We start from the raw sequence: 25,446 nt of genomic DNA on the forward strand, positions 1-25,446 counted from the left end.
GTGCCGGCTAAAAGAGCGTTCTAAGAGGTGTGTAAGCGCCGGTGGACACCGTGGAGGGCGTAGGTAAGAAACGTCCGAAAGGCAGTGCAATGGCAGCGCACGAGAAAGTGCAGCAGGTGCTCGACTGGGCGGTGGCCGAGGTCGGCATCCCCGGCATCGTCGCCGAGGTCAAGGACGAGGACCGGACCTGGTTCGGCACCGCCGGCGTGGCCGACCTCAAGACCGGCGCCCGGCGCCGGCCGGGGGAATACGTGCACACCGGCAGCAGCGGCAAGGCCTTCACCGCCGCCGTGGTCCTGACCCTGGAGGCCGAGGGCCGGCTGAGCCTCGGCGACCCGGTGAACAAGTGGCTGCCGGGTGTGGTGAACGTCAACGGCTACGACGGCAACAAGATCACCATCAGGCACCTGCTCAGCAACACCAGTGGGCTGTTCGCGACCGGCCTGGCGCCGGAGGTGTCCCACCGCTACGCCACCCGCTCCGGATTCCTCCAGCATCGCTTCGACACCTTCACCACCGAGGAACTGCTGAGGGTGGCGGTGTCCCAGCCGCCGGTCGGTGAGCCCGGCGAACGCTTCGAGTACGCCAACGGCGGCTTCCACCTCGCCGGGGCGATCATCGAGGAGGTCACCGGCAGCAGCTACGCCGAAGAGGTCGAGCGCAGGGTCATCCAGCCGCTCGGACTGGCCCACACCCGCGTGCGCCCCACCCAGGACACCGGATACCCCGATCCGCACCCGCGGGCGTACTCCAACCTGTTCTTCAAGGACGGCGCCGACCCGGCGACAGTCACCTCGGAGAACTGGGAATCACTGATCGAGGAGCCCGGCCTGCCGCCCCTGGATGTCACCGAGTTCAACTCCTCCCTGGCCTGGTCGGCCGGCAATGTCGTCTCCTCCACCGGCGACATGATCCGCTTCGTCAACGCGATGGCCGGCGGCAGCCTGCTGCCGCCCGCCCAGCACCGGCAGATGTGGACCACGGTCTCCACCGAGGGTGGTTACTGGATGCCGCACGCCCGCTACGGCCTGGGCCTGTTCGAGTTCGACAAGCAGGCCACGGGCGGCCGGACGCTGCGCGGCGTCGGCGGCAGCCTCTGGGGATCCTATTTCTTCGCGGTCGGCACCCCCGACGACCGGCACACCATCGCCGTCCACACCAACACCGAATGGAAGACCTGGGACCTCATGTTCAAGATCATCCAAGCGGAGTTCGGCATCTCCATCGGTGCATAAGCACGCTGCCCGCCACCGGCTCGCGATGTCCGCTAGGGGCCGGCGCGAGCCGGTGGACGCCGTCCACCATTCGCCGGCGGCGGCCGGGCACGCGAGCCGGACCGTCCCCATGCGCTTGTCCGCCCGTGCGGCTCCGCACTACCGTGCCGATGTGCATCTCTTCTCACGCTCGTGGACGGCGTTGCGCACGGCGGTCGCCGAACTCCCGGACGAGGACTTCGCACAGCCGTCCGGCTGTGCCGGCTGGCTCGTGCGGGACCTGGTGTGCCATCTGGTCATCGACGCTCAGGACGTCCTGATCACCCTGGTGACCCCCGCCGCGACGGAACCGACCCGCGACGCGGTGACCTACTGGGACGTCGCCGAAACGCCGCCGACCGGGGACGACCCGCTCGACGCGCTGATCGTCCGGCTGGCCGCCGCGTATGAGGAGCCTCGGCTGCTCAAGTTCCACCTCGACGACGTCGGCTCCGCCGCCGGCCGCGCCGCCGAACTCGCCGACCCGGGCCTGCGGGTCGCCACCCGCGATGAGGTCCTCACCGCGGGCGACTATCTCGCGGCGTACGTCCTGGAGTGGACGCTGCACCACCTCGACCTGGTCGCGCACCTGCCGGAGGTGGCGGGACCACCCGCGGAGGGGCTCGGCCGGTCCCGCGAGATGCTGGAGAAGATCGCCGGGGCCGCGTTCCCCGCGTCGTTCTCCGACAAGGACGCGCTGCTGGTCGGCACCGGACGGCGTGCCCCGAGCGACGCGGAGAAGGCCGCACTGGGCGAGCTGGCCGCGAAACTCCCGCTCGTCCTCGGATGATCGTCTGCCCGAACGGGATCTTCGGGCCTGGCCCCTCTTGCGGACCTGCCGCGCCCGCGGCCATGCTCGATTTCCCAGGACGAGCCGATCTCGGGAGGCGCGCGGTGCGCACCAACGATCCCGGCGTCTGCCGCCGGAGCAGGCCATGACGGTGACGGCGAGGCCGCCGGTCCGGCGTTCGGAGTCGGTCTCCGGGCGGGTGCGTACACTGGCCGGGCTGTCCCTGCTCACGCTGGCACTGCTGCTGGCCGCGATCCTGGCCGGCGCGGCGAGTACGGGCTCCGGCCTGCGCACCATCGGGCATGACGCCGGGCCGCAGGTGCTCGCCACCACGGGCCTGTATCGGCAGATGTCGGAGATGGACGCGCTGGTGGCCGAGACCCTGCTGCTGGGCAGAGAGTACGGCCCGCAGCAGCAGGCCGACCTGACCAGCTATGACCAGCGGCGGCTGGAGATCTCCGAGAGCCTGCTCAAGGCCTACCGGCTGGCCCTGGACGACCCCTCCGAGCAACGCACGGTCGAGTCGCTGATCGAGGGGCTGGGCCGCTACGAACGGCTGGCCACCCAGGCCCGGCTGCTGGACATGCAAACCCAGCACACCGCGGGACAGCCGCCCGACCATGTGGTCGAGGCCTATCAGAAGGCCACCGACCTCATGCACCGCGAACTGCTCCCCCAGGCCTACAACCTGACCCTGGAAACCGGGACGATCGTCAGGCGCGCGCACGACGCCGAGCGCTCGGCCACCTCGCTGGCCCGCTCCGCCGTCATCGTCACCGGGCTGCTCGCGCTGGCCTGCCTGCTGGTCCTGCAGGCCTACCTGACCCGCAGGTTCCGCCGGGTCTTCGCGCCGGCTCTGGTGGCCGCCACCATGCTCACCGCGGCAGGCCTGGTGACCGGCACCGCCCTGCTCACCCGGCAGGGCCAGGCGCTGGAGGAGGCCAAGCGCCGCGGTTTCGACGCGGTGCTCACCCTGACCAGAGCACGGGCGATCAGCACGAGCATGCACGGAGACCAGAGCCGCTACCTGCTCGACCGCTTCCGCAAGGACACCTACGAACACACCTTCCTGGACAAGTCCCGGACGATCGCAGCCGTCGAGTCCACCAGCCTGCCGGACTACCAGAGCAAGCTGCAGGCGAACTTCCAGGGACTGCTCGGCAGCCTGACGGGCCAGGACCGGCAACGGCTCTTCGCCGCCTACCAGAGGTTCCAGCAGGCCGACGCGCGGATGCGGACGATGTCGGCCGAGGCGGCGATCAAGTTCTGGGACGGCGAGCTCACCGAGGCCTACGAAAGCTACGACACGGTGCTGGAGGAGCTGGTGCGGCGGCACGAGTCCGACTTCGAGCGCGCCATCGACAGCGGCGACGGCGCCCTGGACACGCTGTGGCGGTCGATCCCGGGCGGGCTGGCCACCGGCGCCCTGCTCATTCTCGCCGGCGTCTGGCCGCGGCTCAGGGAGTACCGGTGAGAAAACTGCTGATCTGCCTGATTCTGCTGCTCACCGCCTGCGGCACCGCGCGGCCCGATTCCCTCGTGGACACCGACGAGGTGGTCGTCGCGATCCGCTCCGACGTTCCGCTGATCAGTTTCAAAGGACAGGACGGCGCCTACGACGGCTTCAACATCGACGTGGCCAAGGATCTGCTGTCCCGGCTGGGCAAGCAGATCCGCTGGCTGGAGATCAAGGCCGGCGACCAGCTCACCGTGCTCACCGACGGGCGTGCCGACCTGGTCTTCGCCCACATGTCGGTCACCCCGGAGCGAAAGAAGGTGATCGACTTCGCCGGGCCGTACCACGTCGACTTCCAGGACATCGCGGTACGGCCGGCCGACAGGGGCGTCATCCGCGACGTCCGCGACCTGAAGGGCCGCAAGATCTGCTGGGTGCGGGGCACGAACATCGCCCAGCGGATCATCGACGAGCGCCGGGTCGAGGCGATCGCCGTCGAGGCACCCGACTACAACGTCTGCCTAGAGATGATCAAGGACGGCAGGATCGACGCCATCTCCACCAACAGCCAGATCCTGGCGGGGCTGCTCACCAAGCCGGGCGTGGACCTGCACCTGGTGGGCGCGGCTTTCAACGAGCAACGCACGTCGATCGGCGTGCGCAAGGGCGACGTCGACGGCTGTGAGGAGCTCAACCGCGCCATCACCCAGATGTACCAGGACGGCACGGCGCACATGCTGCTGGACAAGTGGTTCGGCAAGTCAGGCATCGACCTGTCGGTGGTCTCGGTCCCGCAGTTCGAGGGCTGCTCCTAGGCGGGCGGCCGGGCGATCTCCGCGCTGAACCGGTCGACGAGCGCCTGCTTGGCCCGCCCGGCGACCTCCACATCGTAGGAGATCAGCTTGACCGCCGCCGGGTCGGCCGCCTTGGAATGCGCCGGCACCTTGGTGTTGGTGGGCAGGGCGTAGAACTGCACCAGCGGCCCCAGCTGCTGGGACGCCCCGCTCAGCGCCCAGTCGACGTACGTGCGTGCGCTGCCGGGGTTGTGGGCCCCGGCCAGCACGGCCAGGCCACCGAGCTCGTAGCCGGTGCCCTCCTGCGGGAAGGTCACCTGCAGATTCGGATAACCCTGCTCCTGGGCGGCGACGCAGTCGTGGGAGAACACGACGCCGACCGCGGCCTCATGCTTGGCCGCCTGCACGGCGGCTACGCTGCCGGAAGAGTTGTATCGCAGCACGTTCGGGTGGAGGCTGCGCAGGTAGCCGAGCGCCGCGTCGTGATCGCCGCCGCCGAGCCTCACGTGCGTCCACAGGGCGGTGTAGGCGGTTCCGGAGGTGGCCGGATGGGCCAGGGCGACGCCGCCGCGCAGCCGCTCATCCAGCAGCTCCCGCCAGGAGCGGATCGGCTGCATGCCTCGCTTGGCCAGCTCCTTGGTGTTGTTGCAGAAGGCCAGCACGCCGGCGTAGATCCCGCTCCAGGCGTTCTCCCGATCGGCCCACCCCTGCCGGATTTCACTGGATTTTTCGGATTTGTACGGCTCGAGCAGTCCCAGACTCTTGGCGGCCACGTAGGAGTCGGCAGGACCGCCATGCCAGACGTCGAACTCCTGCCGCGCCCTGGCCGCCTTGATCCGCTCCAGCGCCTCTCCACTCGACAGCCGGACGAAGTCGGCCTCCACGCCGGTGGCATCGGAGAATCTCTTGACCATCATCGCGCACCATCGCTCGCTCGCGCCGCACGCCACCGTGATCTTGTCTCGTCTCGGCGTCGAACAGCCCGCGGCCATCAGGATCGCTACCAATGCGATGGCCAACGGCCTCATGGCCTCTCCCAGGGGTTCGCCGACGTCCCGCCTCATGTGCCGATCCCATTCGACACTCGGTCATGAGAGTCACGCAACCGATCTCCGTGTGGAAGACCTCCGTAAAACCAGGCCTCCCCTCACCTCATCGCGACACGGGCCGTATCCGTGCCGGCAGCTCCGGCGGAACGCCGCGCCGCACCCGCGTCCGCCGTCCCGTCCCACGCGAGCGACCGACCGCGCGCAGAGTCCCGTCCGGGCCGTGGAGGTCTTCCACGTGGGCCAGTGCGGGTCCTCGAGGGCGGCTCGCGGTTCGCCAGCGTGAGCTTTGGCGCAGTTGGGACACGTCGGGCGGGGTCACGGAGCGTCTCGTTCGGTCACAGGCCGGCCGCTGATCAAGGCCAAGGCGGTGGCCAGGTCGTGGCTGGTGGGGGCTCGTTCGGGGTCGATCAGGTGCTGGGCCATCACGCCGGTCAGCAGCGCCTGGTAGAAGCCACCCACCGCCCAGGCGTTCGGGCTGGCCGGGTCGAGGCCGCCGAGCACCTGGGCAAGGCCGAGGCGGGCGTGCTCCAGGCCGGCGGCCAAGTAGGCGCGAGCCTGCTCGGCGTGCTGGACCTGCCCGATGACGTCGAAGGTGGCGGCCCACAGCGGCCGGTGGAGGTCGAAGGACCTGATGATCTGAGCCCAGGCCGCCTCGAAGCGTTGCAGCGGGCCGGCCCCGGGATCGTCGGGGACGGCGGACAGCGCCTGGGCCAGCTGTTCGCCCCATTCCTGCGAAGCCTGTGACAGGGCCTCGTTGAGCAGCGCCTCCTTGGAGCCGAAGTGGTAGCCGATGGCTGCCATGCTGACCCCACCGGCGGCGGCGGTGATGTCGCGGATGCTGGTGCGCGCGTAACCCTTGTCGTACAGGCAGCGCTTGGCCCCGGCGATGAGATCTTCGCGGTTACCCATGGCCGAAGCCTACCCCAAGAATCAGACGAACGCCTTAGGCGACTGCCTCATTCGTTCGTCTTGCGCGATCGCCTAAGTCGGTTGTACGGTTCTCGGCGTCGGACAGATCACTGATGCGAGGAGATGGACGGATGACTGATAGGGGCAAGCTCGCGGCGGGGCTGACGGCCCTGGGCGTTGCGGGAGCGATCCTGACCCCCACGGCGGCGGCCGCGGACAGCGAGGCACTCGTCCGCACCGACCGGGGGCCGGTGCGTGGCCTGGTCGCGGAGGACCACCGCTCGTTCCTGGGCATCCCGTACGCCGCCCCGCCGGTGGGTGAGCTGCGCTGGCGGGCCCCCCGCCCCGCCCCCGCCTGGACTCAGCCGCGCCAGGCCACCACCCCCGGCCCGATGTGCGCGCAGACCGGTGACCACCTGGGCGGCGGCAGCACCAGCGAAGACTGCCTGTACCTGAACGTGACCACTCCCCGCACCCGGTCCGGCCGGAAGCTGCCGGTGATGGTGTGGATCCACGGCGGCAGCTTCAAGGACGGGGCCGGCCACCTGTACGACGCCCGCCGCCTCGCCGCCCATGGCGAGGTGATCGTGGTGACCGTCAACTACCGGCTCGGCGCCTTCGGCTTCCTGGCCCACCCGGCCCTGCGCGACGCCGACGGTGTGTCCGGCAACTACGGGCTCGCCGACCAGCAGGCCGCCCTGCGCTGGGTCCGGCGCAACGCGGCCGCCTTCGGCGGCGACCCGGGCAATGTCACGTTGTTCGGCGAGTCCTCCGGCGCCATCGGCGTCTGCGCCCACCTGACCGCACCCGGATCGTCCGGCCTGTTCCACCGGGCGATCCTGCAGAGCGCCCCCTGCACCGCCCCCTGGTCGCCCTCCCTGGCCATGGCCAACAACCCGCGCCCCCGCCCGCAGGCAGAAGGCGATGGCCAGGCCCTGGTCGAGCGCCTGAACCTCGGCGCGTCACCGACCGCCCGGCAGCTGCGCGCGGTCCCGGCCGACAAGCTGCTGAAGGCCGCCTCGGATCCCGCCCAGCCCGGCTTCGGCCCGGTCACCGGCGGCGCCTTCCTCCCTCTGAGTCCGGCACAGGCGATCGCGTCCGGCCGCTTCCACCGGGTTCCGGTGCTGTACGGCATCAACCGTCACGAGCAGCGCATGCACGTCTGGGGACTGGAGATGGCCAAGTACCAAGGCCCAATCCCCGCCGACCGCTACGACGAGGAGGTCCACGCCGCCTTCGGCGCCCACGCCGGCAAGGTCCTGGCCCGCTACCCCCTGTCCGCCTACGCCTCCCCCAGCCAGGCGCTGGCCACCGCCCTGACCGACGCCGAATACGCCCGCCCCGCCCTCGACACCGGCAGGGCACTCTCACGGCACGTGCCGACCTACGCCTTCGAGTTCGCTGACGCGAACGCGCCGTGGTTCGCCGCCTTCCCCAAGCCCTACGACATGGGCGCCTACCATGCGGCCGAACTGCCCTACCTGTTCGACGTCGGCTACAACCAGCCCCTCACCGGCCAGCAGCGCCACCTGGCCGGCCACATGATCGGCTACTGGACCCGCTTCGCCCGCACCGGCGACCCCAACGGCTCCGGCGCACCCGCCTGGCATCCCTTCACCACCGCGCGCGCCGCCATCCAGTCCCTGGCCCCGGGCGATGACGGCATCAAGCCCGCCGACTTCGCCCGCGACCACCGCTACGACTTCTGGACGTCACTGAACAGCTGAGACGTTCGCGAGCTTCCGCGGCGGCCACGGCATGTACCTCCCGGGACCCAACGCCGGACCCGCCGCGCCGGCCCCCCGTCACGGAGCCCGCCGGTGCCCGGCAACGACGACGGCCCGCGCCGTGCGTGGGCCATCGGCTCGCCCGGCCTCGTCCAGGTGGCGCGGCGGTCGATCTCCGGGCATCAGCCCCAGCTCTTACGCGGACCGCAGCGGCCACCATCCGCTGGTGTGAGCTTGGCTGGTTTCGCCTCGACGTCGACGTTGATGACGCCGAAGAAGGGGTGCCACCGGAATATGGCGGAAACGGGCGCGTCCAGCCGCTCGTCGAACTCGACCGGGTCGAGCCGGCCGTCGGCGACGGCGGCGCGCAGCAGTTCGATGATCCGGTCGCGGTCCGCGTCGGACGCGCGCAGCGCGGGTGAGCCGGTCTTCTCAAGACCCTGCACGTGGATCGCGCGTGTCGTCATCAGGTCTCCGTTCGTCTTGAGTCCTTCCGCCTAGGAGATCTTGCGGCGGTACGTGTTCATGGCGAAGGCGTACGCGACGATGAGGATGCCGGCACACCAGGCGAGGGCGATGATGGCGGAGGCGACGACACGCACCGGTATCTCGCCACCGAATGGGCGAGCAGGCTCACCAAAGCGGTCGATTCGCACAGCGCGCATACCGAGGTCCGAAATGTTCGATCGCTATCGAAACAATAGGCCGCCCTCCGCTGCGGCCCCGCGGTGGGGTTAGCCAGGAAGGGTCGGTGATTCTCCCGTGCGGGATTCACCGTGACGGCGGCGTCTTCAGTTCCCCTCGTGGTCGAGGGCGGCGACCTCACGTACGGCCTCGGCGATGGCGCGATAGTCCTTACGCAGGATCGAACCGTGGTTGCTGGCGACTTTCGCGCTGATTTGGATGTTCGGATTGCGGGCAGTCACCGCGGGGAGGCTGGCGCGTACCCGTTCGTGCCCGCCCTGGCTTCCGAAGGACTCCCCAGAAGCGACCACGTAGCGCGCCGGGACGGTGATGCTGTCCAGCACGGGGCCCAGGTCACGCTCGCGGGCGATCTTGCCGACCTCGATGTTGCTGTCTGCCAGCTGGTCGCCGGTCATCCGTGGAGCCATACCGAACGGGCGCAGCAGCTGCATGGGCCACCAGATGCGCTTCCATATCTTGCGCATCCCCGGTTCCATGGACTCGTCGAACCAGTCGTAGGGCTGCGCGCCCTCCACCAAGACCGCGCCCACGGTACGGGCCGGATCCCGGCTGGCCCAGTGCGCCGCGACAAACGCTCCATAGGACCAGCCCACCACCACCGCCCGGGCCACACCCCGGGCTGCGAGGACAGCATCGACATCTCGGATGTTCGTCTCGAACGAATAATCCGCCGAACGCTTCGACTTACCACGCCCCCGCATGTCGTAGGTGATATGCCGCCACTCCGTCCCCAGCTCGGCGAGGACCCGCCGCCATTGCCGCTGAACGGCGGCGTGGCCGTTGAGGTAGATCACGGGGACACCGTCGCCGTCGGTGTCGGTGACGGCTAAGGCCGTATCGTCTACTGGGAGCATGCCGGTCCAGGGGGATCGCTTGATGGTCATGGTCTCTCTTTCTCAGAAGTGAATCGGGAACGGTGGCTGGTGCCGGTGGCCAGGTCCCGGACGGCGCCCTCGAATGAATAGTCCACCGAGCGCTTCGACTTGCCGCGGGCGCGCTCGTCGTAGGTGAGGTGCCGGTAGTCGCTGCCGAGGTCAGCGATGACGCGCCGCCAGTGCGCCTGGTCGGCATAGGCGCCGTTGAGGTAGACCACCGGATGGCCGGGCCCGCCGGTGTCGCGCACGTACAGCGCGGTGTCATCGACCGGCACCATGCCGGTCCGGGTGGATTGCCGGCTGGTCATGGTTTCCCGTTACTCGCAGAAGACACGCAGGTGGCCATCGGGCGCCTCCATTTCCACGATCGTCTCGTCGAGGTGCTCCACGAGCGCCTCGAGCTGTGCGGGCTTGAGCTGGGTCAGGTCGATCGGCACGCCCGCCTTGACCAGCTCGGCGTTGGCCCGATCCAGCGCCCGCGGCGGGATCAGGGCGACGAGCTGCACACCGGCTCGCAGCAGTTGCAGCGGCACCCGCACGTTGAGCCGCCCTGACTCACCGTCCTCGAGGAACTCCATCACCAGCCGCAGGTACTTCGCCCTGCCTTTCGGCCGGGGCTCGAGGCGCGAAGCCGCCGGCGACTGGTCTCGTTCGAGCGCAACGAGGAGCCGCTCCGCCTCCTCTGCAGTGATCTTGCCCTCGACCAGCATGTCGAGGACGTCCTTGCGCTGTCCGTTCATCGAAACCTCTCCTACCGGATGGATACGAGCACCGCCGTACGGCGGCATTCGACGTCGACCCGGGTGCCGGGCAACGCCGAGACGATGCGCCAGCCAGTGCCGAGCGCGCGCACCAAGCTGATGCTGAACACGAGGCAGGCCACGGCCGCACCCAGAACGGCTAGGACCATGACCGGTGAAAGGACGAGCACCACGGGCAGGACCGGCACCCAGATCCGGATGGCACGATGGTCTGGGCGTTCGACCCGTACGGTCACCAACTGCGGCATCACGCGGGCCCTTCCAACTCGGACAGTGCCTGCTGTGCGGTGATCTCGCCACGGCGCAGCCGATCGATGATGTCGGCCCGCGACGGCGCCGGATCGGTCTCGACGAAGTCAAGCATCTGTGTGATCCGGTTCAGCCGCGCCTTGATCGTCGGATAGCTCACCCCGAAGATGCGTTCCATCTCCTTGATGGAACCGTGGCACCGCACGAACGCCGTGACGAAGACCTGATCCTCGACGCTGAGCTGAGCCAGTTGCGGCAGCTCGAACCCGCCCTCGATCGCGACGCCGCTGTCTGCCAGGCGCACCCGCTCGACGACGAACGGCCGGCCCCGGGTCAGGTTCGTAAGTTCCTGCCAATCCATCGTCTCTTCCGTCATATCTAAAGTTATACCTGATTCAAAGTAAACTTTCATGATGTTGATCTTAATTTTTTTGAGATCATCATCAGATTCTCATGTCGACGTGGACGAGGCCCGAGGCCCACACGCCGCGGGCGAGGCGCAGCCACCACAGCAGCCCGGCCGAGACCACGCAAGCGGCGGTGAACCACAGCGGGGAGACGGCCGGATCGACCTGCGGGACGTCGAGCGGCACGGTGAACCCCCAGCGACGGGAGAGGATGCTGGTGAGCCCGGCCACGGCGGTGACGAGCAGGGCGGCCAAGGCGACACCGAAGGTGAGCGTGGTCCCCGTCGAAGGGCGACCAGCGCCAGGAGGGCCAGGCAGCCGGCTCCGGTGAAGACCTCGAATCCCAGCCAGAGCAGCCACGGAACGTCCCCCAGCGGGCGGGTGAGCTGCCGGATCGGCAGGTACGACGACAGCCAGCGCGTGTGGTCGCCGGCGAGGTCCGGGGTCGGGGAGGATCCGTGCAGGACTGAACGGTAAGGATTGATCAATCCTGCGTGTTCGCCAGGGCCTCGTAGGCCGTCGAACGGCCGATCTTCAAAGTGCGGGCGGCTTCGGTGACCGAGACGCCGTTGTTGACCAGGCGACGCAGTGTGGCCAGTTCGGCGGGGCCGATCACGCGCGGCCGACCGGTCTTCTTCTTGCCGGGCAGCATGGCGCCAGTGGCTTCGCGGCGCTTGGCGGCGGCGATCCCCTCCGCCTGACGCTCGGCGCGCAGCTCCAGCTCGTACTCCGCGGCAGCGGCAAGAACCGCGAACATGAACCGGCCCTCCTTGGTGCTCAGATCGAAGTTCTCCGTCAACGACGCCACCGTGATGCCGCGGTCGCGCAGCTCGTTGACGGTGGTCAGCACGTGCCCCGCCGAGCGGCCCCACCGATCGGACTTCCAGAACTTCAGCGTGTCGCCCGCCTTGGGCAGCGCCAAGAGCGCCTCCCACGCCGGTCGCGCGACGCCACGCTTGCCCGACTCCTTTTCCATGACCAGTTCGTCGTAGCCGCTGTCCGCCAGGGCGTCGAGCTGGAGCTGCGGGTTCTGGTCACGCGTCGAGACTCGTGCGTACGCCCCGACGGTCATTAGCCATCCTGCCGGCGGTGTCCAGAAACGTTTACCTTTCCGGACACCTTAGCGACCAGGCGCGACACCGCCCAGAAACCTCTATCCAGAAAACGCCGCGGCACAGCGCGCTCGCGCACGAGGCGGCCCGACCGGCAGCAACCCCGGGCAGCGACACGCGTGGGCGCGCCGTACAGACGAGGTCTGTTAATCACGACATAGCATGACCTGATGGGCATTTCCCGGCTCTCCACAGATGCGCGGCAGCGGCGCAGTTCCGAGATGCGCGCGTTCCTCCGGTCGCGGCGGGCCCGGGTGATGCCCGCTGACGTGGGCATGCCGGTAGGCGAGGGCCGCCGTACGCCCGGGCTGCGGCGGGAGGAGGTGGCGGTGCTCGCCGGCGTAGGAGTGTCCTGGTATACCTGGCTCGAGCAGGGACGCGACATCAACGTCTCCGCCGACGTCCTGGACGCCATCGCCAGGGTGCTGCGCCTGGAGCCCGCCGAGCGCGAGCACCTGTACCTCCTCGCCGGCCTCAACCCGCCGCAGGCGGCGCCGTCCGAAGGACGGGTCCCCGATGCCGTGCGGCGGCTGCTGGAGGGCTGGCTGCCGCGGCCGGCGTACGTCATCGACCGGCACTGGAACGTCCTCGCGGCCAACCGCGCGGCGGAGATCGTGTTCCAGTGCAACGAGTACGACCACAACTGCCTGGTCAGCTTCTTCACCAACGCCCGCTACCGTGCGGCAGTCGTGGACTGGCACGACGCGGCGCGAGCGATGGTCGGCCTGTTCCGGGCGGACGCCGCCCGCTACCCCGACGATCCCGAATTCGGCCGCCTGGCCGCGGACATGTGTGCCGCGAGCCCCGCCTTCGCCGAGATTTGGGCGGAACTCCCCGTGGGCGGTCCCACTCACGGCACCAAGGCCCTGGAGATTACCGGCCTGGGGACGCTGACCTTCGAGGCCACCACTCTGCCGCTGCCCGAACTGCCCGGCCACCGCCTGTGGCTGCACACCCCCGCGCCTGGGACGGGAACGGAGGCCCTGCTGGAGCGCTTGGTGGTGGTGTCAGACCCAGGTTCAGCCAACACTGCCGCGTAAGCTCCCGCCGCTCGAGGATCGTCGGCATGAAGCGATTCACGAACAAAACAGTTTTGATCACCGGCGGCACCAGCGGCATCGGGTTCGCGACCGCGCGCAGGCTTCTCGATGAGGGCGCGTACGTCGTCATCACCGGTCGCGACCAGGTCCGCCTCGACACCGCGGCAGAACGCCTGGGCTCCGAGCGGGTCCTGCCCGTCCGCGCGGACGTCAGCGTTGACGCCGACCTCGATCTCCTCGTGCGGCGCGTCGAGACCTGGCGCGGTGCCCTCGACGCGGTCTTCGCCAATGCCGGTATTGCGGACTTCAGGCCAGAGTTCACCCCGAAGGACTTCGACCACACCGTCGGAATCAACTTCAGGGGAGTGTTCTTCACGATCCAAAAGGCGCTGCCGCTGATGGGCGACGGAGGCGCCGTCGTCATCAACGCATCCTGGACCCTGCACCGCGGCCTCCCGGCGGCCTCGATCTACGCCGCTAGCAAGGCTGCCGTGCACAATCTCGCCCGCACGCTCGGCACCGACCTCGCGCCGCGTGGCATCCGCGTCAACTCCGTCAGCCCCGGCTACATCGAGACCGAGATGTACCGGTCCGCCATCGACCCCGACGCGGAGGCCCGCATCCTGGCGGAGGTGCCGCTCGGCTCGCTCGGCCATCCGGACGATGTCGCCGCTGCCGTCGCCTTCCTGGTCTCGGACGACGCGTCGTACATCACCGGTCAGGACCTCGTTATCGACGGCGGCCTCGTGGGAGCGGCGCCCCTCGGGCTGCGCCTTTGACAGCCGTACAACAGTCGTAGCAGGCCCACCGCTACGCCGCCTCGGACACGGTGGTGAAGTCGATCTCGGGCAGGTCGGGGTCGAAGTCGTCGGGGCGCCATCCTTAGCGAACGTCAGGTCCTCGTTGTCGGCGTAGCCTGCGTCGCCGGCAGGCCCGCCTCGGCGCAGTAGGCCGCCAGCAGGGGCCGACACTGATCGAAGGTCAGCAGGTGGGAGCTCCAGTCGCCGTACTCGGCGGCCCCGTCGACCGCGATGTCTCCGGTGCGCAGCTCCTCGGCCAGGTAGGCGAATACCATCGCCTCCGCGGATGGCGCGCAGCCAGTTGGCCGAGGCAAATCCCAGATCCAGGCGACGGCCATCCGTGCCGCGAGCGGGGATGAAGTCGCGGGTCTTGCTCCAGTAGGTGAGGGCGTGATCCAAGGCCTCCAGACGCTGCGATCGGCCGAGGTCGCCTTGAACCTCAGCACGGCGGCCAGGGCGAGCATGGTCGACCGGTCGGCTTTGAAGAACTGCTGGATGAGCAGCTCGTGGTTGTCGTGCTGATAGGCGGTGACCTCCTCGATGTCGGCCAGCTGCGCGGCCGCGCCGCCGGCCCGCTCCACCACCTGGCGGACCGACCCCATCCCCGCCACCTGCATTCGCACCGCCTTGACCAACACCTCGACCGCGGCTCCCAAGTCGGCCCTGTGTTCAGATGCCTCGGTGGGCCCTGTGTTCAGATGCCTCGGTGTCCCCGCCGGCCTCAGTACTGCCGCCGGTGTCGGTGTCCTCGCCCACATCACCGACCTGACCGGTCATGGCCGTCAAGGCCGTCATCACCATCTGCGCGGCCGCGGCCTCGGCCACCTCGACCGGCCCGCCCGGCACCAGGCCCTGCAGCACGCCCCGGTAGGTGCCGATCAGGTTTTCCACCACCTGCCGTTGCCGCTGATGGATCTCCTCCAGTTTGGCCTTGGCCTTCTTGGCGGTGGCCGCCATCCGCTTGCACAACATCTTGGCCAGGTCATCACGCGCCCGCGCTTGGGCGGTGTGCACCAGGCACACCAGCAACGCGACCCGCGGCGATGCCCTCCAGCACCCACTCGGCGTCGCACAACCCCTCCACCCACGCCACGTGGGCGACCTGGTCCTTGAACTTCGACCAACTCGCCCGCCGCGCCGGCTTCTTCAACCGGTCCAGATCGGTATTGCCGCCCGGCCCGACCACCAGCAACGCCTCGATGCGGGCCTGGTCCTCGGCGTCCTGCCACCGCCAGATCGTCTGAAAGATCTGGCCGTTGACCTGGCCACGGATCGTCGACTCCATGCTGTCCAGCGTCGAAAACGCCGGCAGCTCCAACCGTGCCTGCGCCAGCCGCTCCAACGCCACGTTGATCAGATCCGGTGGATGGTTCTTCACCCAAGCCGCCCGAGTCATCGCCTTGGCCGCGATCTTGCGGGCCTTGCCCGGCGCGTACGCCACCCCCTCCCGGCGCCGCACCAGCACCCGATGAGACTCCGCCGTACGCGGCGACGCATACACCGGCGCGACGCCCTCACCCAGCTCCAGGCAGCGCCGTAAGTGCTCCACCACCACGGGCGGCATCTCGCGGGCCTTGACGAAGCGGCCCAGCCGCTGAAAGCACTTGAGCGCGAGCGTCAGCGCCAGCAGGTGCTCATCGGTGTCGGTCTTCTCCCGCGCCCACGCCAGCTCCTCCTGCGAGGGGGAGTAGAAGAGGTACAGCTCTCGCGTCATCATCAAGCGCGGAACCCGATAGGCGGTCCGCTCGACGGCGTCACCGCACGTGCCTCCCGGCTCACCCCGCCCATTCAAGATCATCCCAATGTGGGTTCTGGGCTTATGTGGGCTGACCTCCTCCGTGACATGTTCGCGGACAGAAGACCTTCCCCAGCTGCGGACACGGGATGTAACACGTTGGCGGACAGCGGTTCTCCCCGGCTCGGCTCAGGTCGTTGGGGGGCGAGGGGAGGGTGACTTAGCGGGTCGGGGGGTCTGTTCGATCAGAGTTTCGGTGGCTCGATCGAGGAGGTCGCAGAACTGCCGGTGCTCGGCTGGCGTGAACGTGTCGATGAAGGCTTTCTCGAGCGCGTTGACTTCTTGGTAGGCCCCGTCGAGGTGGTGCCGGCCGGCGTCGGTGAGGGTGGCGATCATGACTTTGGCGTGCACGGGCGATGGCTTCCGGTCGATGAGGCCCTTGGCCTGCATGCCGGTGAGGACCGTGGCCATGCTCTGTTGGGTGACGCCGCAGGCGCGGGCCAGTTGGGCGCCGGACATGCCGTCATCGCGGGAGAGGGTCAGCAGCACCGTGTATTGGGTCATGGTCAGCCCATAGGTACGCAGGGCGGCTTCGTGATGGGCCATCAGGGCCTGTTCGGCGCGGCGGATCCTGGTGCACAGATATTCCTCGGCGGGCACGTCGGCCATGGCTGTCACAGTTTCCTCATTTGACTCAGTGTCCTGAGACTCGCTAGCGTCTGAGTATCAGGATACTGAGTCAACCACGAAGGTTGTGAACTATGAAGGCTGTCGTGCTCGCCGCTGACGACCAGTTCCATGTGACCGAGATCGCCGAGCCCACCGCGGGGCATGGGGAGGTGGCGATCCGTGTCGCCTACGCGGGCGTTCAGTGGGGGGATGTGCTGATCCGCGACGGCCACTTCCCGACTCCTCGCCCCTTCGTGCCCGGCTTCGAAGCATCCGGGCAGATCATCGCGGTCGGCGAGGGTGTCGATCCGGCACGTGTCGGTGAGCACGTCATCGCGCTGACCAGTTCAGGCGGCTTCGCGGACGTCGTCGTCGTTTCCTCGGTGCTGGCGATCGCGGCGCCCACCGTGGACTCGCGGACCGCCGCCGCGTTCGGCTGGGTCACCTCCACCGCCTACGACCTGATCAACACCGTCGCGGGGGTCCAACCGGGCCAGAGCGTCCTGATCCACGCGGCAGCCGGCGGGGTCGGCACGCTCGCGGGGCAGTTCGCCCGGGTCGCCGGCGCGGGGCGAGTCGTGGGCGTCGTGGGCAATGCGGGGCAGGTCGACTACGCGCGGCAACGCGGTTATGACCAGGTGCTCAGCCGCGAGGAGTTCCTCCAAGCACTGGACGGGGAGCACTTCGATGTGATCCTCGATCCCATCGGCGGCCAGACCCGGCTGGCCAACCTGGAACGCCTGGCACCACACGGCCGGATCGTGGTCTACGGCAACATCGCCACCTTCGAGCCGGTCTCGGTCTCGGCCAACGATCTGCTGATGCAGGGCACGTCGATGCTGACCTACAACAGCAACCTGCTCAGCCAGACCCATCCCGAGCGGCTCGCCGACAGTGCACGCCACGCGCTGGAACTGGTCGGGAACGGCAAGGTCGACATCGACATCACCGCCGAATACGAGCTGGCCGACGTCGAGACCGCCATCGCCGACCTCGCCGGCGGAGCGACCCGCGGAAAGAGCATCGTCCGGATCGGATGACGCCAGTCCGGAACGTCGCACTGCGCCGGACCGGGCCCCACCGCCGGCCGCATCGGCACCGACCACGTCCACAAAGCGAGCGTCACCCGTACACTTTCACCACAGGGCAGGTGACGGCGCGCCAAGACTCTCAGGCCAGCTCCCGTTCGTCGCTGACCCCGCAAAGCTGGGCGAACATCGGCAAGGTCAGCGCCTGGGCTGTCGGCTCTCTGATCGACCTCCGACGTCATCCCCGTCCACGACGTGGACCTGCCCGACGCGATGCGTACCCAGCTCTTCATCGCGCCCCGTACAGGCAGCCAGAGCCAGAGGAAGGCCCGCGCATGCTCACACCCATCGTGGCGCCTCCGCACACACCGATGGGCATTCGTCCGCGTCCTTGACCGGATCCTGGCTCTCAACGCACCTGCAGCACAGTCTCGCCGCGCAGGCCCGCACCCCGATCGAGCGTTCAAGCACAAACCGTCGAGCGGTAGCAGTCAGCAACCCGGCCACCTCGGACCCGGACATGTTCGGCCGACGTCTCCGTCGGCGCTCCGCAGAGGATGGCCGTTGTGTCCTCTGCGCCCGTTAGGCGGCCGGGCCACGGGGAAGCCTTCCGACTGGAATCCTCGCAGGACGGCCCAGGAAGGATCGCCGTACGGTGCAGACAACTCACGAGATGGTCTACACCCGGGCCATCGATCCTGAGACGAACGAGTGGAGCTGCCCGTCCTGCGGGCGGCGCCTGCTGATCCGCTGGCCACCCCACTTCGAGCGGCTGGTCCTCGAACCCGGGGACGACACCGCCATCCACACCGGCACCCAGGGCGACATCACCATAGACCTGCTCTCGGCCGCCCCCGCGCCGGAGATCACCCCCGACGCGGAAGCACGCGACCAGCACTGGTTGCGCGACAACGGCATCGACTGGGACGCCACCGGCTGACGGCGCCGCGCTCTCAGCGGACCTGCAGCATCCCGCCGTCGACGAAGGCGGCGAACTCCGCCGGACCAGTCCCACCGAGCTCACGCAGGGTGACAGCCGCGTGGACGCGGTAGGTGCCGGCAGGCACGCCATCGCCCACGATCCGGATGGTCGGCAGGTCGGCGGACACCAAGCCATCCCCCCGCGCCATGAGCACCCTCGGGCCGCCCCCGACAGGCTTGGCATCGACCGCCGCCGAGTACGCCAGCCGCTTGCCACGCTCACCCAGGGCATCCAGGCCCAGCCTGATCGAGAAATCGATGGGCGTGTACGCGCGCACCTCCGAGGCGCCGAGCTCCAGCAGGAGCGGCACCGCCGGTACGGCCGCCGCAGACGTCGGCGCCTGCGAAGCGGTCCCAGACGCCCGCACCTCCTCCAAACCTTCCCCGGCCAGAAGCGACGCGACCGGGGACGACACGGCCGCGCGTCCCGGCGCCACAGGCGAGGAGGGTGCCGGTGACGGCGGCGGTGACGGCGGGAGTGCCGGGATCGTGGCGGTGGGCTCGGAGTCGGACAGGGCCTCTTCGCGCTGGACCGGGACGGGCCCGGCGGACGGAAGATCGGCGCGGGCCGAGACGAAAGCCAGCACACCGGCCGGGTCCCACGACGGCCACCGCATCACCTCCTTCGTCTGAACATGCTCGATGGTGGTGGTCCGAACCCCGGCACCCGCGTCGTCGATCAGCACCCGCACAATGAAACTCTCGTAGTGCTGCGCGGAACCCTCATCACCCCCCGCTTCGGAGACCAGCTCCATGGCTCGTGCCCGCCAGGCGTCGATCTGACTCACCGACAGCCCTCCCCTGTCGTTGAGGATCTTGGCGAGGTGCTCGGAAGACTGGGCGGCCAGATCCGCGAAGGTGCGGATCCCGCTCTCGTGCAGACGCCGCACGGTCGCCTGGCCGATGCCGCTGATCCGGGTGAGATCGTCGTCTGGCGGAGCGTCGTGGAATTCGCCGGACACGCTGGGACTCCCTTCTGAGGTCATGACGGCGGGGACGGCGCCGCGCGCCGTCCCCGTGGAACGGCCGATCAGTCACTGACCTCGACGAGCAAGCCCTCGAAGAAGGCGAGCAACGTCAGCCCGCCGGGGAAGTTGACGAAACCGCTGAGCTTGTACAGGCCGGCCTGGAGGGTGTTCGCCGGAATCGTGGCCCGGGTCTCCGGGTGGTCGTAGACGAGTTTGCCCGCCACGAGGTTGCCCGCCATGACGAAGCGGGGCTCGCCGATCGGACCCTGCCCCTCGAAGGCATAGACGATGGAGAAGGTGATCCCGGGAATGCGGGAGAGCCAGTCCGCCGCGCTCCCCCCGAGCTGGAAGCGCAAGGACACTTCGGTGGCCTGGCCGCGCCGCAAGAAGATGGTGGGCGTACCGGACTGGCGGGTGACGAGGTTGCTCGCGTCTATACCGATGAACTGCGGCGGTATGGCCGCCGGATTGAGTTGCGGCTGTCCTGGCATGCTCGGCTCCTGTGCAGACAACAATGGACGCCTTCGTTATGGCGAGCACCGCTTAACAGGCCGCGCCCAGGCGCTTAACCACGGCCTGATCGTCCGCTAAGCGCGTCATACCTGCATATGGCGCCTGATCCGGTCATGCAGCTGGGTCGTGGCCGGATCAGGCTCGACACTGAGCTCCCTCGCCAGGATCCGAACACAATCCCGATAATGCAGCAGCGCCAAGTGCGGCTGCCCCAGGCGGCTGTAGCACCGCATCAACCGGCGATGCGCATCCTCCCGGCAAGGATCACGTTCGATGATCTGCTGACACAAGCCCGAGCACGAGGCATACCGGCCAAGCTTGAAATAAATCGAGCTGAGCCGATCGAGCGCGTCGAGCAGCATCAGACGCAGATGCTCCCTAGGCAACGAGGGCCAATCCTCATACGGGTAGTCGGCCAAGAAATCGCCCTGATAGAGGGCCGCAGCATGCTCGTACGCAGTGGCGGCGGGATACAGGGCGTCCTTGTCCTCCAGACGCCTGCCCTCCTCGACATTCCGCTCGAACTCCTCAAAGTCCAGCCTCAGCCGGACGCACTTGTGCAGCCGATAGGTGCCCTGAGCGAACTCGATCACCGGCGCCTGCGTCATCGTCCGCAGCGTCCTGCGTATGCCGTGAATCGCCACCTGAAGGTTGTTACGCGCCGCCTCAGGAGAGGCGCCAGGCCAGAACGCCTCCATGAGCGCCTCACGCGACGGCCGCGGATGCCGATGGGTCACCAGAAAGGCCAACAACGAGCCGTGCCGCCCGCTCGGCCACGTACCGATCGGCGCGCAGTCCACCACCACCCGCAACGACCCCAGAAGATGGACGACCAGCGACGGCCCGCTGTCATCCTGCCCAGCAGGGACCACCGAAGCCGCTGGCAGCGCGACCCGGCGGACCAGGAAACGCCGCACAGGCGCAGGATGACGTACCCCCACCGACGGCGACGACAACGACAAAGAAGGCCCCCCGGGTGCCCGTCCCGCAGACACGTACGGCCGCACCGGAGGGGTGACACCCTCCAGCAGAAGGCGGATCTCCTCCTCCTCCGCGCGGGCCAGCAGCGCCTGCATGTCATGGTGGGCCTGACGCTCTCTGCGCAACTCGGCGATGCGACGGGCATGCTCGGCCGCCGACACCACCGGAAAGGCGAACCCGGCCGGCCCTCGCTCCCCCACACCACCGCCGACAGACCCGGCGAGCACCCCCGCCCACACACCCGCACCCCCAGCGACGACGCCCGCACGCACGCCGCCATCCTCCGCAGCGTCGGCGGCAGGAGCATCCGGCCGCTCGCCAGACAGGTAGGCGAGGGTACCCGCGCGTTCGAACATCGCCAACGCCCGATCCACCTCCCCGCAGCGCATGCTCAGCGCACCGCGCTGCCAAAGGGCCCACATGCGATACAACGGCAGCCCGCCCCGCTCCGCCAACACCTCGGCCCTCGCGGCACTGGCGGCACCGCCAGTCACGTCACCCACCCGCGCCGCGGAAAAACTGGCCGCGAGCATGCTCCGGCACGCCCCCTCCGCGTGCCCCGCCCGCTCGAACCGGGCAGCCGCCAAACCGAACCAGCGGCGAGCCGCAGCACCCGCCCCGCGCCCCGACTCGAGCTCCGCCCGCAGGAACATCAGCTCCGGCTGCTCCCTCATCACCGCCGCCGGCAACCCGTTGAGCCACCGATCCAAGGTGTGCCACTGCCCCAGATCCAACAGCCCGCCCGCCACACGGATGATGACCCCGGCGGCACTGTCCTCCTCACCCAGCTCCATGAACAACGCGATCGCCCGATCCGCGTCACCCTCCTCCGCCAGCTCAACAGCGGCCGCACGCAACGCCTCCCTACCGGCACCGCCCAGCTCACCGAGCGCGCCGCGCAACGGCTCCCGCCACAAGGGCCGCAGCCGCGCACAACCGTCGTCCAGCTCCTGCCACCACGGCCCAGGAGCCTCCTGCGGACGGCTCGCGTACTCGACACGCACCGCCACAGCCAGCGCCACCCGCGCCTCGGCAGGCAGCATGGCGACCAACGGCCGGGCCAAAGCAGTCAGCAACGGATGAATGCCCTTCGCACGCCACAGCGCACGCTCGGCCAGCACAGGACTCAGCAACGGCCACACCGAGCACATCGCATGCAGCGGCCCCGGCAACCGCTGCGCCAGCCTGACCGCACGCCGCAGACCCTGCACAGACAATCCCCGCGCGTGCTGCGCCAACAACTCCACAGCGGTCTGCGCGGGAAGCCGCAAGCTCTCCCGCTGCACCCGGACCATGCCATGGAGCGTCGAACGGTGCCGATAGGCGACCCGGCCGATGAGAATATGCGGCACGCCCGTGCGCAGCAGGTGCTGAGCGGCCAGATCGAGCGTGCCGCTCCCGCCGTTCAAGTTCTGAACGTCCTCGAAGACGACCACCGCATCACCGCCCGCGAGATCACGCAGCTCGGCCGCCAACGCGTCGAACAACGGCGTCCACCCCTGGACCGGTCCAGGGCGAGCCCGCATGAGATCGGCCATGACCGAGCCCTGCCGCCCCGCACGCGCGGCCAGCATGCCGGCCATCGACATCAGAAACACGGCCGGGTCGCCATCGCCCGACACCAGCCGCAGCCACAACGGACGCTTGTCCGCCTTCGCCAGCCCCGCCGCGATCCCCTCCGTCAAGAGACCGGCGGGCGGGATGTCGAGCAGCCCCCCGCTGTTCTCCATGACCTCATCAAGGGGCGGGCACGCCCACGGTAACCCTGACGCGCTCGGCGGCGAGCACTTCATCGTGCTCCACATCAAGCTCTCCCTCGCCGCCCCCGATGCAAACACGGCCGGATGCCCTTGCCAAGGGTGCCGCCCCCCGTGGCCCCGGCCGGACGGCATTTAGGCCATCCCGAACCGGACGGCTCAGGCCAGGGCCGAGATCTCGATCCGGGTGTGGTCGGCAGGGGCCACCAGACAGGAAAGCACGATGTCCCCCCGCTCCAGGCGTTCCCCCATAGACGAGGTGAGCCGGGCCGTGCGCTCGATCTCATACGGGCTGCCGGCCTGAGGGGTCACGCGGAGCCGCAACAGCCAGATGTAGCGTCCGTTCAGCTTGTTGGACGTCTCCTCGGCCCCGAGGACCACCGCCTTGCACGGCACCGCCGCCTCCCGCTCCTCCGGCGTAAAGGTCTGCAGCGCAGCCGATTCCAGTCTCGCGAACGAAATCGACCCCATCGTCAGCACCCCCGCACCCAGAAGAAGGAACGACGCGCTGACATACGCCCCGACCCGAGTCTGCGGCTTCCTCCTCAACATGAGGAACAACACCACGCCCACGATCAATGCAATGACGGCGAGTGTCCCGAAGACGATCGATGCCATCGTCCATCCCCACGCTGATACGCGAAGCCTGACAGGCCCGCCTTGCCTGTTCCGATGCCCGTAGCTGATCACGTGCCGCTTGCACGGCGACTGCAGCCCACATGATCGCGCCGCTCTCACGCATGCGGCACCCGTGCAACATTCCAGCAAGCTGGCCGCAGTAAGCCCAGTCCTGGTACGACGACAGATCGGGCGGCGAACGTCATCGCCCGCGATGCCAGCGGAACCCGATCACATCCCGGAGTCAGCGACTCACCGCAATCTCCCGCTCCACCCGCGACAGCTTCTCAGGATTGCGCACATAGTAGAGCCCAGTGACCAAACCGTCCTCGACCCGCACAGCCATGACACCGTCGATCTCCCCATTGAGCCGGACGAGCAACGCCGGACCGCCGTTGACCTGCACCAGCTCAAGCGACATCGCGGCACCGACCCTGCCCAGGCCGACCGCCGACAAGCGAGCCACCTTGTCGGCCCCCACGATGGGCCGCGGCACGGCCTGCTTGACCCCACCACCATCACTCAGGAGAACGACGTCGGGGGCGAGGATCTCCAGCAGACTCTGCAGATCACCCGTTTCGACCGCCCGCTGGAACGCCTCCAGCGCACCACGCGTCTCGGCCGAGGAGACCACACCACGCGGCCGACGCGCCGCCACGTGAGCCCGCGCCCGGTGAGCGATCTGCCGGACCGCGGACGCGCTCTTGCCGACGGCTTCCGCGATCTCGTCATAGCCCAGATCGAACACCTCGCGCAGCACGAACACCGCCCGCTCAGCCGGCGTGAGCGTCTCCAACACCAGCAGCATCGCCATCGAGACGCTCTCGGCCAACTCGACATCCTCGGCCACATCCGGCGCGGTCAGCAACGGCTCCGGCAGCCAAGGGCCGACGTAGGACTCCTTGCGCCGGCCCAGCGTACGCAGCCGCGTCAGCGCCTGCCGAGTGGCGATCTTGACCAGGTACGCCCGCTGATCCCGCACCGTGTCCAGGTCGACGTCCGCCCACCGCAGCCAGGTCTCCTGCAGGACATCCTCGGCGTCGGCGGCCGAGCCCAGCATCTCGTAGGCGACGGTGAACAGCAGGCTGCGGTAGGCGACGAACGCGTCAGTAGCGGGGTCCGAGCTGCCTTCCTCGTTCATGTCCCCGCCGCGACCTCCGGCGCTGTCCGCAACGCTGGCCATGGGTGGCTCCTGTCTGCCGGCTCTCAACGGTGTCACCCACAAGACGCCGGACCCTGCCCTGTTGTGACACCAAAACGGCAAAGAGCGTAGTGCACTCCTTGCATGATGCCTCCTGCCCTGCGGGACCCTAAGTCCCGGGCAGTGATCTTCACTGATCACGAATCTCCGGCAGCGCGGGGAGCGTGATCCCGTCCTCTGCGACGATCGCTGCGAGGACCTCGGCAAGCAGTGTGGCTGTGAGCGATAGTTGGCGGAGCCGACGCCAGGCAGCTCGCAACCTGAGCCCACCGGCGCAGCCTGACAGAATCGTGACCCATGATCGACGATTTCGCGAAAGACAACCTGCACGGGAGACTGCGGCGGGACCGCAAGGCGCTGCTCTGGAAACTCGACGGCTTGTCCGAATACGACGCCCGCCGACCTTTGACAGCGACCGGGACCAACCTCCTCGGCCTGGTCAAACACGTGGCCAGCGTCGAGGCCCGGTACTTCGGCGAGGTCTTCGACCGCCCTTCGCCGGAACCGCTGCCCCGGTGGCAGGACTCCGACGGCAGCGATCTGTGGGCGACCGAGGACGAGACCCGCGAGCAGATCATCGGGTTCTATCGGCGCACGTGGGAACACTCGGACGCGACGATCAACGCGCTTCCCCTCGACGCCCCCGGCCACGTGCCGTGGTGGCCGGAGCCTTATGCCGACACGAACCTGTTCGCCGTCATGGTCCATGTCCTCGGCGAGTCCATCCGGCATGCCGGGCACGCCGATATCCTGCGCGAGGGCCTCGACGGCCGGACCGGGTTGCGCGCCGAACACGAGAAGCAGATCGACGAGGAAGCCCGTGCAGCCTACTGCGCGAAGATCGAAGCGGCCGCCAGGGCGGCCGCAACAATCAAGGCTTAACCACAATCGCGCCACCGTGGCCCCGCCAAGGGCTGGGCCACGGTGGCTCTCCGCACGCTCGGTTCTTCTTGGGTCCGGGCTGCGTTCGGTCAACTTGGCCTACGTGAAAGAAGAGATCATCGTCCTCTGACCTGCTGGAAGGGTCCTCCAACCCTAGATAACCATCGATGTCCGGCCACACCTGCC

29 protein-coding genes are annotated in these 25,446 nt (G+C 68.7%); 10 read left to right on the plus strand and 19 right to left on the minus strand.

Annotated elements, in window-relative coordinates; genetic code table 11:
- The first annotated feature begins 89 nt into the window (after positions 1-89).
- From Q9G87_RS14600 to Q9G87_RS14615, 4 genes are all read left to right on the plus strand, one after another.
- Positions 90-1,235, plus strand: a complete 1,146-nt coding sequence (locus Q9G87_RS14600) for a serine hydrolase domain-containing protein (protein ID WP_305916867.1) — start codon at positions 90-92, stop codon at positions 1,233-1,235.
- Positions 1,236-1,386: 151 nt separating this feature from the next.
- Positions 1,387-2,043 carry a maleylpyruvate isomerase N-terminal domain-containing protein gene (locus Q9G87_RS14605; RefSeq protein ID WP_305916868.1) on the plus strand — a complete coding sequence of 219 codons (657 nt, stop codon included), beginning with the start codon at positions 1,387-1,389 and terminating at the stop codon, positions 2,041-2,043.
- A gap of 145 nt (positions 2,044-2,188) precedes the next feature.
- Positions 2,189-3,517, plus strand: a complete 1,329-nt coding sequence (locus Q9G87_RS14610; protein WP_305916869.1) for a hypothetical protein — start codon at positions 2,189-2,191, stop codon at positions 3,515-3,517.
- Positions 3,514-4,314 carry a substrate-binding periplasmic protein gene (locus Q9G87_RS14615; RefSeq protein WP_305916870.1) on the plus strand — a complete coding sequence of 267 codons (801 nt, stop codon included), beginning with the start codon at positions 3,514-3,516 and terminating at the stop codon, positions 4,312-4,314. The genes Q9G87_RS14610 and Q9G87_RS14615 overlap by 4 nt, the downstream gene beginning before the upstream one ends.
- On the opposite strand, the gene Q9G87_RS14620 is transcribed toward Q9G87_RS14615, so the two are convergent.
- The gene (locus Q9G87_RS14620) at positions 4,311-5,321 is read right to left on the minus strand and encodes an ABC transporter substrate-binding protein (RefSeq protein ID WP_305916871.1); all 1,011 of its coding nucleotides are present in this window, start codon (positions 5,319-5,321) and stop codon (positions 4,311-4,313) included. The genes Q9G87_RS14615 and Q9G87_RS14620 overlap by 4 nt on opposite strands.
- A 336-nt stretch (positions 5,322-5,657) precedes the next feature.
- Entirely contained in the window at positions 5,658-6,251 is a 594-nt protein-coding gene (locus Q9G87_RS14625; RefSeq protein ID WP_305916872.1) for a TetR/AcrR family transcriptional regulator, read from the minus strand.
- A 131-nt stretch (positions 6,252-6,382) separates the two neighbouring features.
- Here Q9G87_RS14625 and Q9G87_RS14630 point away from each other — a divergent pair, with 131 nt between their 5' ends.
- Positions 6,383-7,978, plus strand: coding sequence for a carboxylesterase/lipase family protein (locus Q9G87_RS14630; RefSeq protein WP_305916873.1), 1,596 nt, complete (start codon positions 6,383-6,385; stop codon positions 7,976-7,978).
- A 182-nt stretch (positions 7,979-8,160) separates the two neighbouring features.
- Here Q9G87_RS14630 and Q9G87_RS60665 read toward each other — a convergent pair whose 3' ends face one another.
- From Q9G87_RS60665 to Q9G87_RS14670, 8 genes are all read right to left on the minus strand, one after another.
- Positions 8,161-8,445, minus strand: coding sequence for a DUF1707 SHOCT-like domain-containing protein (locus Q9G87_RS60665; RefSeq protein ID WP_371825774.1), 285 nt, complete (start codon positions 8,443-8,445; stop codon positions 8,161-8,163).
- 324 nt (positions 8,446-8,769) lie between these two features.
- Entirely contained in the window at positions 8,770-9,567 is a 798-nt protein-coding gene (locus Q9G87_RS14640; protein ID WP_305916874.1) for an alpha/beta fold hydrolase, read from the minus strand.
- Positions 9,564-9,866: an alpha/beta fold hydrolase gene (locus Q9G87_RS14645; RefSeq protein ID WP_305916875.1), complete on the minus strand. Its 303-nt coding sequence runs from the start codon at positions 9,864-9,866 to the stop codon at positions 9,564-9,566. The genes Q9G87_RS14640 and Q9G87_RS14645 overlap by 4 nt, the downstream gene beginning before the upstream one ends.
- Before the next feature lie 9 nt (positions 9,867-9,875).
- Positions 9,876-10,298 (minus strand): SHOCT-like domain-containing protein, encoded by a 423-nt coding sequence (locus tag Q9G87_RS14650; protein ID WP_305916876.1) that lies wholly within the window; start codon positions 10,296-10,298, stop codon positions 9,876-9,878.
- A gap of 11 nt (positions 10,299-10,309) precedes the next feature.
- Positions 10,310-10,567, minus strand: a complete 258-nt coding sequence (locus Q9G87_RS14655; RefSeq protein WP_305916877.1) for a hypothetical protein — start codon at positions 10,565-10,567, stop codon at positions 10,310-10,312.
- Complete coding sequence (locus Q9G87_RS14660; RefSeq protein ID WP_305916878.1) at positions 10,567-10,944, minus strand: DUF2089 domain-containing protein; 378 nt, start codon at positions 10,942-10,944, stop codon at positions 10,567-10,569. The genes Q9G87_RS14655 and Q9G87_RS14660 overlap by 1 nt, the downstream gene beginning before the upstream one ends.
- 67 nt (positions 10,945-11,011) lie before the next feature.
- Positions 11,012-11,230 carry a hypothetical protein gene (locus Q9G87_RS14665; protein WP_305916879.1) on the minus strand — a complete coding sequence of 73 codons (219 nt, stop codon included), beginning with the start codon at positions 11,228-11,230 and terminating at the stop codon, positions 11,012-11,014.
- A 229-nt stretch (positions 11,231-11,459) separates the two neighbouring features.
- Positions 11,460-12,047, minus strand: coding sequence for a recombinase family protein (locus Q9G87_RS14670; protein WP_305916880.1), 588 nt, complete (start codon positions 12,045-12,047; stop codon positions 11,460-11,462).
- 210 nt (positions 12,048-12,257) lie between these two features.
- On the opposite strand from Q9G87_RS14670, the gene Q9G87_RS14675 reads away from it, so the two are divergent.
- Together Q9G87_RS14675 and Q9G87_RS14680 are read left to right on the plus strand one after the other, a co-directional pair.
- Positions 12,258-13,127, plus strand: coding sequence for a helix-turn-helix transcriptional regulator (locus tag Q9G87_RS14675; RefSeq protein WP_305916881.1), 870 nt, complete (start codon positions 12,258-12,260; stop codon positions 13,125-13,127).
- A gap of 26 nt (positions 13,128-13,153) precedes the next feature.
- Complete coding sequence (locus tag Q9G87_RS14680) at positions 13,154-13,906, plus strand: SDR family NAD(P)-dependent oxidoreductase (protein WP_305916882.1); 753 nt, start codon at positions 13,154-13,156, stop codon at positions 13,904-13,906.
- A 113-nt stretch (positions 13,907-14,019) separates the two neighbouring features.
- Here the strand turns inward: Q9G87_RS14680 and Q9G87_RS14685 are convergent, their stop codons facing one another.
- The 4 genes from Q9G87_RS14685 to Q9G87_RS14700 all read right to left on the minus strand — a co-directional run bounded on the left by Q9G87_RS14685 (position 14,020) and on the right by Q9G87_RS14700 (position 16,331).
- Positions 14,020-14,550, minus strand: a complete 531-nt coding sequence (locus Q9G87_RS14685; RefSeq protein WP_305916883.1) for a hypothetical protein — start codon at positions 14,548-14,550, stop codon at positions 14,020-14,022.
- Positions 14,551-14,596: 46 nt separating this feature from the next.
- Complete coding sequence (locus tag Q9G87_RS14690) at positions 14,597-14,941, minus strand: hypothetical protein (RefSeq protein WP_305916884.1); 345 nt, start codon at positions 14,939-14,941, stop codon at positions 14,597-14,599.
- Positions 14,913-15,725 (minus strand): DUF4158 domain-containing protein, encoded by an 813-nt coding sequence (locus Q9G87_RS14695; protein ID WP_305916885.1) that lies wholly within the window; start codon positions 15,723-15,725, stop codon positions 14,913-14,915. Before Q9G87_RS14695 ends, Q9G87_RS14690 begins: the two co-directional genes overlap by 29 nt.
- A 126-nt stretch (positions 15,726-15,851) precedes the next feature.
- Positions 15,852-16,331 (minus strand): MarR family winged helix-turn-helix transcriptional regulator, encoded by a 480-nt coding sequence (locus Q9G87_RS14700; protein WP_305916886.1) that lies wholly within the window; start codon positions 16,329-16,331, stop codon positions 15,852-15,854.
- A 92-nt stretch (positions 16,332-16,423) separates the two neighbouring features.
- Here Q9G87_RS14700 and Q9G87_RS14705 point away from each other — a divergent pair, with 92 nt between their 5' ends.
- Both Q9G87_RS14705 and Q9G87_RS14710 read left to right on the plus strand, forming a co-directional pair.
- Positions 16,424-17,371, plus strand: a complete 948-nt coding sequence (locus Q9G87_RS14705) for a quinone oxidoreductase family protein (protein WP_305916887.1) — start codon at positions 16,424-16,426, stop codon at positions 17,369-17,371.
- Positions 17,372-18,014: 643 nt separating this feature from the next.
- Positions 18,015-18,299, plus strand: a complete 285-nt coding sequence (locus Q9G87_RS14710) for a hypothetical protein (RefSeq protein ID WP_305916888.1) — start codon at positions 18,015-18,017, stop codon at positions 18,297-18,299.
- Positions 18,300-18,312: 13 nt separating this feature from the next.
- On the opposite strand, the gene Q9G87_RS14715 is transcribed toward Q9G87_RS14710, so the two are convergent.
- From Q9G87_RS14715 to Q9G87_RS14735, 5 genes are all read right to left on the minus strand, one after another.
- Positions 18,313-19,302 (minus strand): helix-hairpin-helix domain-containing protein, encoded by a 990-nt coding sequence (locus Q9G87_RS14715; protein WP_305916889.1) that lies wholly within the window; start codon positions 19,300-19,302, stop codon positions 18,313-18,315.
- Positions 19,303-19,370: 68 nt separating this feature from the next.
- The gene (locus Q9G87_RS14720; RefSeq protein WP_305916890.1) at positions 19,371-19,799 is read right to left on the minus strand and encodes a hypothetical protein; all 429 of its coding nucleotides are present in this window, start codon (positions 19,797-19,799) and stop codon (positions 19,371-19,373) included.
- Positions 19,800-19,904: 105 nt separating this feature from the next.
- The gene (locus tag Q9G87_RS14725) at positions 19,905-22,532 is read right to left on the minus strand and encodes a BTAD domain-containing putative transcriptional regulator (RefSeq protein WP_305916891.1); all 2,628 of its coding nucleotides are present in this window, start codon (positions 22,530-22,532) and stop codon (positions 19,905-19,907) included.
- 186 nt (positions 22,533-22,718) lie between these two features.
- Entirely contained in the window at positions 22,719-23,177 is a 459-nt protein-coding gene (locus Q9G87_RS14730) for a hypothetical protein (RefSeq protein ID WP_305916892.1), read from the minus strand.
- A 244-nt stretch (positions 23,178-23,421) separates the two neighbouring features.
- Complete coding sequence (locus Q9G87_RS14735) at positions 23,422-24,318, minus strand: RNA polymerase sigma-70 factor (protein WP_305917267.1); 897 nt, start codon at positions 24,316-24,318, stop codon at positions 23,422-23,424.
- A 357-nt stretch (positions 24,319-24,675) separates the two neighbouring features.
- Between Q9G87_RS14735 and Q9G87_RS14740 the strand changes: the two genes are divergently transcribed.
- Complete coding sequence (locus tag Q9G87_RS14740) at positions 24,676-25,260, plus strand: DinB family protein (RefSeq protein WP_305916893.1); 585 nt, start codon at positions 24,676-24,678, stop codon at positions 25,258-25,260.
- Positions 25,261-25,446: the final 186 nt, after the last annotated feature.

The organism is Nonomuraea turcica (assembly GCF_030718205.1).
GTDB lineage: Bacteria > Actinomycetota > Actinomycetes > Streptosporangiales > Streptosporangiaceae > Nonomuraea.